The following is a 12,617-nucleotide window of genomic DNA, read 5'->3' as shown; positions in this document are numbered from 1 at the left end:
CGGCCGCTCGGCGGTCCGGGCCCGCGACCTCCGTGCCTGGCAAAGCCGACGCTCAAGGCGGAGGTCGCCGACCTGACCCAGACCCTGGGCGAGGTCGCAGTCGGGTTGAAAGGGGCTCCGCGATCACGGGCTCGGACGGCGCGAAGGCGGCCTGACCTCAAATATCCACCTGGCCTGTGACAGGCCGTCCGCCCCCTGGCCGCCGTGTTCACCGGCGGCCTAACCGCGATAGGTCTCCAGCAGCCGCAGCCAGACCTCGCTGATCGTGGGGAACGCCGGAACGGCGTGCCACAACCGGTCGATGGGCACCTCGCCCGCGACCGCGATCGTCGCCGAGTGCACCAGTTCACCGACCGAGGCCCCGACGAACGTCACGCCGAGCAGGACCTCGCGGTCCAGGTCGACGACCATGCGCGCGTGCCCGCGGTAGCCCTCCGCGTACAGTCCGGCGCCGGACACCGAGCCGAGGTCGTAGTCGACGGCGCGTACGCGGTGGCCGGCGCGCTCGGCCTCGGCGAGCGAGAGGCCCACAGCGGCCGCTTCGGGGTCGCTGAAAACGACCTGGGGCACGGCAAGGCGGTCGGCGGTCGCGCTGTGCGCACCCCAGCGGTCGGTCTCCAGCAGCGGTACGTGCTGGGCCCTCGCCGCGATGGCGGCACCCGCGATACGTGCCTGGTACTTGCCCTGATGCGTCAGCAGGGCACGGTGGTTGGCGTCGCCGACGGCGTAGAGCCAGTTCGTTCCCTCGACGCGGCAGCTGTCGTCGACGGTGAGCCAGGAGCCGTCCTTCATGCCGACCGACTCCAGCCCGAGGTCGTCGGTGCGCGGCGCGCGGCCGGTCGCGAAGAGCACCTCGTCCGCCTCGATGCTGCTGCCGTCCTCCAGCACCAGGGTGACAGGGCCGGTGCCGCCGCCCGGGCGGTCGACGGCCGCCACCGATGTGCCGAGCCGTACGTCGGCACCCGCCTCCTTCAGCGCCTCGACGACGTACTCGCCGACGAACGGCTCCATGCGCGGCAGCACGCCGTCGCCACGGACGAGGAGGGTCACCTGTGAGCCGAGCGCCTGCCAGGCCGTGGCCATCTCCACCCCGACCACTCCGCCGCCCACGATCGCGAGCCGCCCGGGGACGTGGCGTGCGCTGGTGGCCTCGCGGCTCGTCCAAGCCCGCGCGCCGGCGAGGCCCGGGATGCCGGGCAGCACCGCACGGCTGCCGGTGGCGACGACCACGGCGTGCCGAGCACTCAGCAGGTGGTGTTCGCCCTCGGCCCCGTCGACGACGACGGACTTCGGGCCGTGCAGTCGTCCGTGGCCGCGGTAGACACGGGCTCCGATCGAGTCGAGCCAGTCCACCTGCCCGTCGTCCTTCCAGTCGCCGACCCTCTCGTCCCGCCGGGCGAACACGGCCTCGGCGTCCAGGGGCCCCTGCACCGCGGCACTGATCCCGGGAACTTTCCGGGCGTCGGCGCGGGCGAGGGCGGGACGCAGGAGCGCCTTGCTGGGAACGCAGGCCCAGTACGAGCATTCGCCACCGATCAGTTCGCTCTCGACCACCGCGGTGCTCAGGCCCGCCGCCCTGGTCCGGTCGGCCACGTTCTCCCCCACGGGGCCGGCTCCGAGCACTACGACGTCGTACTCCACAGCTTGGGTCATAGAGTCAGTCTGGTGCTGGGTGTGCCTCCTGGCCACATGGGCAGGGGCAGGAATAGCACGGCCCCGGGCACCGTTGTGCGGGGCGAGTCCACCGGACATCAGGAAGAGGTACACAGGCCATGAGCACGCTTGAGCTCACCAAGGAAAACTTCGATCAGGTCGTCACCGACAACGACTTCATCCTGATCGATTTCTGGGCTTCCTGGTGTGGCCCCTGCCGTCAGTTCGCCCCGGTCTACGAGGGCGCATCGGAGCGGCACCCCGACCTCGTCTTCGCCAAGGTCGACACCGAGGCGCAGCAGGAACTGGCCGCGGCCTTCGAGATCCGTTCCATCCCGACGCTGATGATCGTCCGTGACAACGTGGCGGTCTTCGCGCAGCCGGGCGCGCTGCCGGAGACCGCGCTGGAGGACGTCATCGGCCAGGCGCGAGCGCTGGACATGGACGAGGTCCGCAAGTCGATCGAGAGCGCGCAGCAGAGCAGCGCGGCGGAGCCGGGCGGTCCTGCCGGGGCCTGACCCTCTTTCGGTACAGGAACGGCCGGGGCGACGAGAGCGGGTGGCTCACCCGCCGTGCGCCCCGGCCGTCGTGCGTGCCGAGAGGCGTCAGCGTTCCAGGACGAGGGCGAGGCCCTGCCCCACGCCGATGCACAGCGCCGCGACGCCCGTGCCGGAGCCCGCGGCCGCCAACTGGTGCGCGACCGCGCCCGCGAGACGGGCACCCGACGCACCGAGCGGGTGGCCGATGGCGATGGCGCCGCCCCGCGGGTTGACGACCGCCGGATCCAGTTCCGGCCATTCGGCGAGGCAGCCCAGTGACTGCGCCGCGAATGCCTCGTTCAGTTCGAACGTCGTCAGATCGCCGAACGACCTGTCCGCCTTGGCCAGCGCCCGCTGCACCGCCTCGACCGGTCCCAGCCCGAACAGCTGGGGCTCGATCCCGGTGACAGCGGATGCGCGGATCCTCGCCAGCGGCTCCCTGCCGGTCGCCCGCAGTCCCTCGTCGTCGACGAGGAGCAGCGCGGCGGCGCCGTCGTTGAGGGGGGAGGCGTTGCCGGCTGTCACGGTGCCATCGGTGCGGAACGACGGCTTCAGCTTGGCGAGCGCCTCCATCGAGGTGCTGTCGCGGATGCATTCGTCGCGCGCGAGTTCCACACCGTCGTGGGCCACGACCTCGCCGTCGTAGAGCCCCTTGGCCCATGCCTCGGCTGCCTTGCGGTGGCTGGCGAGCGCGAAGGCGTCCTGCTGCTCGCGGCCGATCCCGTGCTTGTCGGCGACCAGCTCGGCGCCCTCGCCGAGCTGCACCGTCCACTCGGCGGGCATGCGCGGGTTGGTCATCCGCCAGCCCAGCGTGGTCGAGTGCAACTGCTGGTGACCGGCGGGGAACGCACGTTCGGGCTTCTGCAGCACCCACGGCGCACGCGACATCGACTCGACGCCGCCGGCCAGCGCGATCGAGGCGTCGCCGAGCGCGATGGCCCGGGCGGCCTGGATGACCGCCTCCAGCCCGGAGCCGCACAGCCGGTTCACGGTCACGCCCGGCACGCTCACGGGCAGTCCCGCCAGGAGCACCGCCATGCGGGCGACATCGCGGTTGTCCTCGCCGGCGCCGTTCGCGTCGCCGAAGACGACGTCGTCGATGCGGGCGGGGTCGAGTTCCGGTGTGCGGTCGACGAGCGCCTTGACGACGTGGGCGGCGAGGTCGTCGGGGCGTACGGAGGACAGCGCGCCCCCGAACTTTCCGATCGGCGTGCGAACGGCGTCGACGATGTAGACGTCGCGGATGCTCATCGAATCTCTCCCGGGCCAGGACCGTCGTTCGTCCGGTGAACGATGGTCCACAATCGAGTCGCCCGAGTCTGTGCCGGGCACCGCCGACTGTCAACGGCCGCCTGCCCGGGCGGCCGGCTCTCACACGTCCGTGGCCTCCACGACCCGCACCGTCAGGCCGTAGCCCAGTTCGGCGCCGTCCACCAGCAGTGCCTCCACCGTGCGCGTCTCCGGGTCGATGTCGGCCTCCACCCCGTCGCCGACGTAGCGCGGATAGCCCGATGCCCCGCGCGCCCCGGTGGCGTCCACGACCGCGGAGCGGATGACGCCCTCGGACGCGGTGACCGGGTCGACGCCCTCGGCATGCTCGGGGAGGACCAGGATCCCGAAACGCTGCGGTTGAATGCTCATGGAGGCGACGCTAGACACCCACCGCCGCGCCCGCATGTCGTCGGCCGCGGCCCGCGGCCCCGCCGGCGGCCCCGGGGGTCAGCTGGACTCGCGGTGCACGGGGCGGGCGGCCATCAGTTCGCCCGGTTCGGGCCGGGCACCGGGTTCGCGCACCACATGGTCCACCAGCTCGGCGAGACTGCGACCGCTGATCATGTCGATGCGCACTGTGCTCAGCCGGGGCCTCAGCAGTCTGCCGAGCAGCAGATCGTCCGCGCCGACCACCGCGGTCTCACCGGGCACGTCAAGCCCTTCGTCCTGGAGGGCGCGCATGAGCAGCATCGCGTACTCGTCGTCGTACGCGTAGACGGCGTCCAGTCCGAGCGCGCGCCAGCCCGCCGCGAGGGATTTCGCCGACTCCTCCTCGTACGCCATCGTCAGGGGCACGACGCGCGCGCCGGTGCCGTCGGCTGCCGCCCGAGCGCCTGCGAGACGGGGCTCGGCGAACGGCTCGAGGGCCGGTTCCGCCGGCATGATCACGCCGATCGCACGCCGGCCGCGCCGGATCAGATGACCGACGGCGCATCCGCCGATCGCACTCTGGTCCATGACGAGGGAATACGCGCCCTCGACGGGGCGCCGGCCGATGGTGACGACGGCCCTGGCCCCGGAGCGCCGGAGCACGTGCACGCCGCCGGCCGTCGGCTCCGTCCCGCCGAGGCAGACGACTGCCACGGGCCGCAACTCGGCCCAGGCGCGGGCGGCTTCGTCCTTGTCGAGCCCGAGACTGCCGTACTGGACGACGGTGTAGTCGAGGTGCCGCAGCGCGCCCTGGAACTCGTCGAGGAAGCGGCGGGAGTGCGTGCCGAGCGGCAGATGCGCGGTGGGGAGCAGAACGGTGCGCGTGTGGCCGGCGCGCAGGCTGCGGGCCGCGGCATGAGGTACGTAGCCCAGCTCCTCGGCGGCCGTGCGAACACGGGTCCGGGTGGGTTCGCTGATGCGTACCGACGCCGTGTTGTTGAGGACGTAGGAGACGGTGGCCCGGGACACTCCCGCCCTCCGGGCGACATCGGCACTGGTCGGGGCGGAGCGTTCCACGGGCAGTTCGGGTGACTGGCTCATCGCCCGCGTCATCCTTCCAGAGCGGCCCTGTGGCGACTGAGGGCGATGGCCGGAAACATCCCGCCGCCGCGGGCGACGGTAAGTCGCCCTCGGGGCCCTGGTGTTGAAGATCGGCGGCCAAGGGGCCGGGTCGGGTGGAGTGTTTCGGGCACGCGGGCAGGGGCGCCGTACGTCGTGCACCGCGGCGCCCGCACGGGACGTACCGCGAGAGGCGGCAGGAGGGCAGCGGACCGTCGTCGCCGGATGGCTGGATCCGGCGGGCGGTGGGACTCTACGGTGGGCCGGTGACGATCTCCTTCCGCCCCGACGGCTCCCCCGGTTCACCCTCCCCTCGCGGCCGCGGCGGCCCGTCGGCCACCGCCGAGGCCGATCCGGTCGAGGTCGGCCGGGTCCGCACCTCCTACGCACCGGACCGCGACGGCGATCCGGATCCCGGCGAGATCGTGTGGACCTGGGTGCCGTTCGAGGAGAACGACGGACGGGGCAAGGACCGGCCGGTGCTGGTGGTGGCCAGGGAGGCGGCGGGGACGCTGCTCGCCGTGCAACTGTCCAGCAAGCGGCATGACGACGACCGCGAATGGGTCGCGATCGGCGCGGGCCCCTGGGACAGCGCCGGGCGCGAGTCGTGGGTGGATCTGGACCGGGTGCTGCGCGTCCACGAGGACGGTATGCGCCGTGAGGCGTGCGCCCTGGACCGGCCGCGTTTCGACCGGGTGGTGCGGCGGCTGCGGGAGCTCTACGGCTGGAACTGACGCGTCGGCCCCGGCAGCCCCGCGAGAACCGTACGGAACGCGCCCAGCGTCGTCCGGGACGCCGTGCGGTCCAGCACGGCGAACACGACCTCGTCGAAGTGGCCCGCGAACCGTCCGCCGGCCGCCAGCAGACCGCGGAAGGCCCCGGCGACCTCCGCCGGGTCGTTGCGGAACACTCCGCAGCCCCACGCGCCGAGTACGAGGCGGCGGTGACCGCCCGCGGCCGCGGTCTGAAGGACCCGCTCGGCGCGGGCGGCGAGCGCTGCCGGGATGCGGTGCGCCTCGTGCGGCGTGCGGCGGGTGATCACGCCCGCGTTCGGTGCGGGCGAGGTGAGGAACGTGGCCCGGTACGGCACCTCCAGGAGGCGTCCGCGGTCGTCGCGGAAGACCGGGACGCCGGGCGAAAGGATGACCCGGTCGGAGTAGAACGGGCTGCGGTCCTCCCGGTGGTGCGCGTAGTACGCGGGCGCCTGCAGCAGCGTGGTGTACAGGGCGGAGGCCCGGCACAGGGCCTCCTCCTGGGCCTGGGCACCGTTCAGGTAGCCGCCGCCGGGATTGCGCGCGGAGGCGAAGTTGAGTACGGCCACGGACCCGGTGTCTGCCGCGGTCATCCGGCGGGCGGCCTCGGTGCTGGACTCGCCCGTCACGTCGAAGACGGTGGTACGGCCGGTGTCCGGTGCGACCTGGACGGGGTCGGGCCCGTACAGCCGGGTGCCGGTCCGCGCCGCGGTGATCGCCTCTTCCAGTCGGACCTCACGGCCGTCCGGAAGCCGGTACATCCCGGCCGCCACGATCTCCTCGTTCTGCTTCGCGATCCCCCGCAGTCGTGCACTCATGGCCGACATGCTCGTTGAGCGGCGTCGGCACCGGCAACCGTATTTCCGCTCCTCAGGGGCACCCTTGTGCGAAGCGGCAGCGGTGGCCTTAGGTTTACAGAGTCCCTTCGACAGGAGGAGTCGATCATGCACCCGCCAGATACCGGCGACTTCGGGTCACCGATATCCGAGGACGAAGCCGAGGACCTGCTTCGATGTATCTGCTTCAAGACGGGTCCACCACGCACCGTGGGCGTGGAGCTGGAATGGCTCGTCCATGATCTCGACCGGCCCCGGACACCCGTACCACCGGAACGCCTCGCGGTGGCGTTCGACCGGGTACGCGCCCTGCCGCTTACCTCGGCCCTGACCTTCGAGCCGGGTGGTCAGCTGGAGCTCAGCTCGGCTCCCGCCGCGACGCTGATGGAGTGCATCGACTCCACCGCAACCGATCTGCAGGCCGTGCGAACAGCACTGCGCACGGAAGGTCTGACCACGGCGGGATTCGGTCTCGACCCCTGGAATCCGCCCCGCAGGCTGCTGCACGAGCCCCGCTACGACGCCATGGAACGGTATCTGGACCGTTCCGGCCCCGCCGGGCGCGCGATGATGTGCACCTCGGCGTCCATCCAGGTCTGCCTGGACGCGGGCGAGGAGGAACCCGGCCCGCTCGGACACGCACGCCGCTGGCGGCTCGCCCACCTCCTGGGGGCCGTCCTCCTCGCGGCATTCGCCAACTCCCCTGCCCGCGAGGGCCGTCGCACGGGCTGGCGCTCGACGCGGCAGGCCGTATGGGCCGCCCTCGACCCCGTACGCCCGATGGCTCCCGACCCGGCCGGGGAGCCCCGCGCGGCCTGGGCCGCGCACGCGCTGGACGCGCCGGTGATGTGCGTGCGCCGCGCGGAAGGGGCCTGGGACACCCCGGACGGGCTCACGTTCCGGCAGTGGCTGCGGGCGAAGACTTCGCGGCCCACGAGGGGCGACCTCGACTACCACCTGACCACGCTCTTCCCACCGGTACGGCCGCGGGGCCATCTGGAGCTGCGCATGCTCGACGCGCAGCACGGCGAGGACACCTGGATGGTGCCGGTCGCCGTCACCACGGCCCTGTTCGACGACCCCGAGGCCGCCGAGACGGTGTACCGGGCGGTCAAACCCCTCGGCGAGTACGCCGGTTCGGCGCCCGCGCCGCGCAATCCGCTGTGGGTGGCCGCCGCCCGGCACGGTCTGGGCGACCCCGAACTGCACAGCGCGGCGATCGTCTGCTTCGCCGTCGCGCTGGAGGCGCTGGACCGTATCGGTGCGCCGGCGGCCCTTATCGAGCGCGTCGCCGCCTTCAACGAGCGCCATGTACTGCGGGGCCGCTGTCCCGCCGACGATCTGCGCATCCCCTCCGTGGCCAAGGAGCCTGCGACATGACCGACGACCTGCGCAAGCGCGCCCTTGATGCGCTGATCACCGCCCGTACCCGCACCGCTGCCCTCACGTCATGCGTCGACGACGGTGAACTGACGGCACAGCACTCGCCGTTGATGTCGCCGCTGGTGTGGGACCTGGCCCACATCGGCAACCAGGAGGAGCAGTGGCTGCTGCGGACGGTCGGCGGAATCGAAGCGCTGCGCCCCGAGATCGACTCCGTCTACGACGCCTTCGAGCATCCGCGTGCGGCGCGGCCGACGCTGCCGCTGCTGGCGCCGGCCGAGGCGCGTGTCTACGCATCCGACGTACGCGGCCGGGTGCTCGACATCCTGGAACGCACATCGTTCGAGGGCACCCCCCTCGTCGACGCGGGCTTCGCGTTCGGCATGATCGCCCAGCACGAACAGCAGCACGACGAGACGATGCTGATCACTCATCAGCTGCGCCGGGGGCCGGCGGCGCTGACCGCGCCGGAGCCGCCCGTCCATCCGGTGGGTCCGCTGCCTGCCGAAGTCCTGGTGCCGGGCGGCCCGTTCACGATGGGCACGTCGACGGAGCCGTGGGCGCTGGACAACGAACGCCCGGCGCACCAGCAGGACGTGCCCGGCTTCTGGATCGACACCGTGCCCGTGACGTGCGGCGCCTATCAGGCGTTCATCGACGACGGCGGCTACACGGAGCGGCGGTGGTGGGCCGAGGACGGCTGGGACCAGATCCGGGCCCACGACATCGGTGCGCCCCTGTTCTGGCGGCGTGAGGGCAACGTGTGGCTGCGGCGTCGTTTCGGGGTCACCGAGGAAGTCCCCGCCGACGAGCCGGTGCTGCACGTCAGCTGGTACGAGGCCGACGCCTACGCGCGCTGGGCGGGCCGGCGTCTGCCGACCGAGGCCGAGTGGGAGAAGGCGGCGCGGCACGATCCCGGGTCGGGACGGTCCCGGCGCTACCCGTGGGGTGACGCCGACCCGGAGCCGGAGCACGCGAACCTCGGCCAGCGCCATCTGCGGCCCGCACGGGCCGGCAACTACCCGGAGGGCGCGTCGCCCCTCGGGGTGCGGCAGTTGATCGGCGACGTGTGGGAGTGGACGTCGAGCGACTTCCTGCCGTACCCGGGCTTCGCCGCCTTCCCCTACCGCGAGTACTCCGAGGTGTTCTTCGGCAGCGCGCACAAGGTGCTGCGCGGCGGCTCGTTCGCCGTCGACCCGGTGGCCTGCCGGGGCACGTTCCGCAACTGGGACCTGCCGGTGCGCCGGCAGATCTTCTCCGGCTTCCGCACCGCCCGGGACGCCGAGGTGCACCCGCAGGGACCGGCCTGATGTGCCGCCATCTCGCGTATCTCGGACCGGACGAGCCGCTCGGCACGGTGCTCGTGGAACCGGAGCACTCGCTGGTGCGCCAGTCCTGGGCACCGCGGCGGCAGCGGTACGGCACGGTCAACGCGGACGGTTTCGGTGTCGGCTGGTACGCGGACGGTGACCCGGTGCCCGCCCGCTACCGGCGTGCCGGACCCGTGTGGGCCGACCAGTCCTTCGCCGATGTCGCACGCGTCGTACGCAGCAGCGCGTTCCTCGGGGCTGTGCGCGACGCCACCGAGGCCGGGGCCGACGACGAGGCGGCGGCCGCGCCGTTCGCGTCCGGGCACTGGCTGTTCAGCCACAACGGTGCGGTGAAGGGCTGGCCCGCCTCGATGGGGGCGCTGTCCTCGCACCTGCCCGCGGCCGAGCTGCTGTCGCTGGAGGCGCGCTGCGACTCCGCCCTCGTATGGGCGCTGGTACTGCACCGGCTGCGCGCCGGCGACAGCCTCGGCCAAGCGCTCGGGGACACCGTGCGCGATGTGGCCGCAGCTGCGCCGGGCTCGCGGCTGAACCTCCTCCTCACCGACGGCCGCGCGATCGCCGCGACCGCTTGGGGCGACACCCTCTGGTACCTCGACGGGCCCCATGGCCGCACGGTCGTGGCCTCGGAACCCTACGACGACGATCCCCGCTGGCAGGAGGTACCGGACCGCACGCTGCTGACGGCGACGCGCTCCGACCTCCTGCTGACAGAGCTCAAGGAGCCGACCCAGTGAGCCCGTTCCTGCTGACCCGTACCCTGCCCGAGGACGCCACCGGCGCCGCTCTGCGCGCCGACGTGCTGCACGGCCTCACCCGCATGCCCAAGGTGCTGCCGCCGAAGTGGTTCTACGACGCCCGCGGCAGCGAGCTGTTCGAGGAGATCACCCGGCTGCCCGAGTACTACCCGACCCGGGCGGAGCGGGAGATCCTCGCCGCGCGGGCAGGGGAGATCGCGGCCGCCACCGGAGCCCGCACGCTGGTGGAACTGGGCTCCGGTTCCTCGGAGAAGACCCGTTTCCTGCTGGACGCACTCACGGATCTGCACACCTACGTGCCCGTGGACGTGAGCGAGAGCGCCCTCACCGGTGCCGCACAGGCCCTGCTCGCGGAGCGGCCGGAGCTGAATGTGCACGCGCTGATCGCCGACTTCACCCGGGGGCTGGCTCTGCCCGGCACACCGGGGCCGCGGCTGGTGGCCTTCCTCGGCGGCACGATCGGCAACCTGCTGCCGGCCGAACGTGCGACGTTCCTCGACTCGGTGCGCGCTCTGCTGTCGCCCGGCGACACGCTGCTGCTCGGCACGGATCTGGTGAAGGACGAGGACGTCCTGGTGCGGGCCTACGACGACGCGGCAGGGGTGACGGCCCGGTTCAACAAGAACGTGCTCGCCGTCATCGCCCGGGAACTGGGTGCGGACGTCGACCCGGGCGACTTCGACCATGTGGCGCTGTGGGACCGGGAACACGAGTGGATCGAGATGCGGCTGCGGGCCCGGTCCGCGCTCAGCGTGAAGATCCGCGAACTGGATCTGATCGTGCCGTTCGAGGCGGGCGAGGAGGTGCGCACGGAGGTGTCGGCGAAGTTCCGTCAGGAGGGTGTGCGCGACGAACTCGCCACTGCGGGCATGGAACTGACGCACTGGTGGACGGACGAGGCGGGGCGGTTCGCGCTGAGCCTGGCGACCGCGAGCTGAGCCGTAAGGGCGAGCGAGCGGCGGTCGGCGCGGTTCCCGGGGAGTATCGGCGGCAGCAGCCGTATCTCCGCGGTGAGCCGGCCGGCCGTCGCGACCCGCCACAGGGAGGCGCCCAGCGGGTCCTCCCCCACGAACGCGGCCGCACCCGTGGGGCCGTAGGCGATGTGGACGGGCTGGACGGCGACGCCCGCGTCCAGCGCCGCCTGGAACGCGGCGGGGCGGAACCGGCCCTGGCCCCGGCCGCACCACGTCGAGCCCTCGGGGAAGACGATCACTCGGGCGCCGCCGTCGAGCGCGCGGGTCATCGCGGCGACGGTGCCGGGCAGGGCCCGCAGTCGGTCCCGTTCGAGGAACAGGGTGCCGCCGCGCGCCGCGAGCGGGCCGAGGACCGGCCAGCGGCGCACCTCGGTCTTGGCGAGCATCCGTCCCGGCAGCACGGCCGCGATCAGCGGGATGTCCAGCCACGAGATGTGGTTGGCGACCACGAGCGAGGCACGTTCGCCGTGCGGGATGCCTGTGACGGTGACGCGTACGCCGAAGGCCCGGAGCACGGTGCGTGCCCAGCAGCGGGTCAGTCCATGGCGTACACGCGCACCGGCCACGAGCGCCAGCAGCGCCGCGGCGGGGGCCAGCAGGACTCCGGCGAGAACGGCCGCCGTCCCGGCGAGCAGGCGCAGGGCGGCGACGAGGGGGCCTGCCGCCCGGCCGGTGTGGGTGGCGCAGACCTCGGGGGTGCAGGGCGCCGTGGGCAGCCAGACGCTCATCGCACCGGGGCGAGGGAGAGGAAGTGGCGCAGGTAGCGGGGGTTGGTGCGGCGCAGGGACAGCAGGACGTAGAGGTCGGCGACGTTGAAGTCGGGGTCGTGGGCAGGGGCGCCGCAGACCCAGGCGCCGAGCCGCAGATAGCCGCGCAGCAGCGGCGGAAGCTCGGTGCGGCCCGCGGGCAGCGCGACGGAGTCGGCGTTCCAGAGCTTGTGCGGGGTGACCCAGAACTCCTCGGGTGCGAGGTTTTTCGTGCGCACGGTGTCCCAGGTCGCGGCGGCGAGCGTGCCGCCGTCGGCGAGCGGGAGCGAGCAGCAGCCGGCCAGCCAGTTGTGTCCGGTACGGGTCATGTAGCGGGCGAGTCCGGCCCAGATCAGCGCGATGACGGCGCCGTTGCGGTGCAGGGGGTGGACGCAGGAGCGGCCGACCTCGACGAGGTCGTCGCGGATGGGTGCGAGACGGGAGAGGTCGAACTCGCCTTCCGAGTAGAGACGGCCCGCGATCGCCGCACGCTCGGGCGGCAGCAGCCGGTAGGTGCCGACGACCTCGCCGGAGTCCGCCTCGCGCACGAGGAGGTGGTCGCAGTACGCGTCGAAAGCGTCGATGTCCAGGCCGGGCTCGGGGCCGTCCAGCCTGGCGCCCATCTCGCCGGCGAACACCTGGTGGCGCAGCCGCTGCGCCGCGCGTACGTCCTCCTGGTCGCGGGCGAGCGAGACGACGTAACGGGGTTCACCGGCGTTGCCGGCCCGCACGGGGGCGGGGACGGGCGCGGCCTGCGCGGGCAGGGGGGCGGGGACGGCGAGGGGGGTTGCTGGCATGGCGGTCTCCTGTGCCGGACGTAGGGGACGGACCGCGACTGCGACGGCCCGGCTCCTTACTTCTTCCGTGGCCGGCTGGATTCGACATGAC

13 protein-coding genes are annotated in these 12,617 nt (G+C 72.7%); 6 read left to right on the top strand and 7 right to left on the bottom strand.

Annotated features, from left to right (window positions below; genetic code table 11):
- Positions 1-219: 219 nt before the first annotated feature.
- Positions 220-1,653, bottom strand: coding sequence for a dihydrolipoyl dehydrogenase family protein (locus tag AC067Z_RS17085; protein WP_478790321.1), 1,434 nt, complete (start codon positions 1,651-1,653; stop codon positions 220-222).
- A gap of 119 nt (positions 1,654-1,772) precedes the next feature.
- Here AC067Z_RS17085 and trxA point away from each other — a divergent pair, with 119 nt between their 5' ends.
- Positions 1,773-2,171: a thioredoxin gene (trxA, locus tag AC067Z_RS17080; protein ID WP_478790320.1), complete on the top strand. Its 399-nt coding sequence runs from the start codon at positions 1,773-1,775 to the stop codon at positions 2,169-2,171.
- An 87-nt stretch (positions 2,172-2,258) separates the two neighbouring features.
- Here the strand turns inward: trxA and AC067Z_RS17075 are convergent, their stop codons facing one another.
- The 3 genes from AC067Z_RS17075 to AC067Z_RS17065 all read right to left on the bottom strand — a co-directional run bounded on the left by AC067Z_RS17075 (position 2,259) and on the right by AC067Z_RS17065 (position 4,934).
- Positions 2,259-3,443 (bottom strand): thiolase family protein, encoded by a 1,185-nt coding sequence (locus AC067Z_RS17075; protein ID WP_478790319.1) that lies wholly within the window; start codon positions 3,441-3,443, stop codon positions 2,259-2,261.
- A 120-nt stretch (positions 3,444-3,563) separates the two neighbouring features.
- The gene (locus AC067Z_RS17070) at positions 3,564-3,833 is read right to left on the bottom strand and encodes a hypothetical protein (RefSeq protein ID WP_478790318.1); all 270 of its coding nucleotides are present in this window, start codon (positions 3,831-3,833) and stop codon (positions 3,564-3,566) included.
- 78 nt (positions 3,834-3,911) lie between these two features.
- Positions 3,912-4,934, bottom strand: coding sequence for a LacI family DNA-binding transcriptional regulator (locus tag AC067Z_RS17065; protein WP_478790317.1), 1,023 nt, complete (start codon positions 4,932-4,934; stop codon positions 3,912-3,914).
- A 290-nt stretch (positions 4,935-5,224) separates the two neighbouring features.
- On the opposite strand from AC067Z_RS17065, the gene AC067Z_RS17060 reads away from it, so the two are divergent.
- Positions 5,225-5,686: a type II toxin-antitoxin system PemK/MazF family toxin gene (locus tag AC067Z_RS17060; RefSeq protein WP_478790427.1), complete on the top strand. Its 462-nt coding sequence runs from the start codon at positions 5,225-5,227 to the stop codon at positions 5,684-5,686.
- Here AC067Z_RS17060 and AC067Z_RS17055 read toward each other — a convergent pair.
- Positions 5,671-6,522 (bottom strand): TIGR02452 family protein, encoded by an 852-nt coding sequence (locus AC067Z_RS17055; RefSeq protein WP_478790316.1) that lies wholly within the window; start codon positions 6,520-6,522, stop codon positions 5,671-5,673. The genes AC067Z_RS17060 and AC067Z_RS17055 overlap by 16 nt on opposite strands.
- A gap of 126 nt (positions 6,523-6,648) precedes the next feature.
- On the opposite strand from AC067Z_RS17055, the gene egtA reads away from it, so the two are divergent.
- From egtA to egtD, 4 genes are read left to right on the top strand one after another with little or no spacing between them, the layout of a single operon-like run.
- Positions 6,649-7,920, top strand: a complete 1,272-nt coding sequence (gene egtA, locus AC067Z_RS17050; RefSeq protein WP_478790315.1) for an ergothioneine biosynthesis glutamate--cysteine ligase EgtA — start codon at positions 6,649-6,651, stop codon at positions 7,918-7,920.
- Positions 7,917-9,233: an ergothioneine biosynthesis protein EgtB gene (gene egtB / locus AC067Z_RS17045; RefSeq protein ID WP_478790314.1), complete on the top strand. Its 1,317-nt coding sequence runs from the start codon at positions 7,917-7,919 to the stop codon at positions 9,231-9,233. The genes egtA and egtB overlap by 4 nt, the downstream gene beginning before the upstream one ends.
- Positions 9,233-9,988 (top strand): ergothioneine biosynthesis protein EgtC, encoded by a 756-nt coding sequence (egtC, locus tag AC067Z_RS17040; protein WP_478790313.1) that lies wholly within the window; start codon positions 9,233-9,235, stop codon positions 9,986-9,988. The genes egtB and egtC overlap by 1 nt, the downstream gene beginning before the upstream one ends.
- Positions 9,985-10,947: an L-histidine N(alpha)-methyltransferase gene (egtD, locus tag AC067Z_RS17035; protein WP_478790312.1), complete on the top strand. Its 963-nt coding sequence runs from the start codon at positions 9,985-9,987 to the stop codon at positions 10,945-10,947. The genes egtC and egtD overlap by 4 nt, the downstream gene beginning before the upstream one ends.
- Here the strand turns inward: egtD and AC067Z_RS17030 are convergent.
- On the bottom strand, positions 10,842-11,711 hold the full coding sequence (locus AC067Z_RS17030) for a lysophospholipid acyltransferase family protein (RefSeq protein WP_478790311.1): 870 nt from the start codon (positions 11,709-11,711) through the stop codon (positions 10,842-10,844). The two genes, egtD and AC067Z_RS17030, sit on opposite strands and share 106 nt — an antisense overlap.
- Positions 11,708-12,526 (bottom strand): GNAT family N-acetyltransferase, encoded by an 819-nt coding sequence (locus AC067Z_RS17025; protein WP_478790310.1) that lies wholly within the window; start codon positions 12,524-12,526, stop codon positions 11,708-11,710. Before AC067Z_RS17025 ends, AC067Z_RS17030 begins: the two co-directional genes overlap by 4 nt.
- Positions 12,527-12,617 lie beyond the last annotated feature (91 nt).

Source organism: Streptomyces sp. NPDC043812, assembly GCF_056436245.1.
Note: the sequence above shows the minus strand (reverse complement) of the source record. Positions and strands in the feature narration are given on the sequence as shown.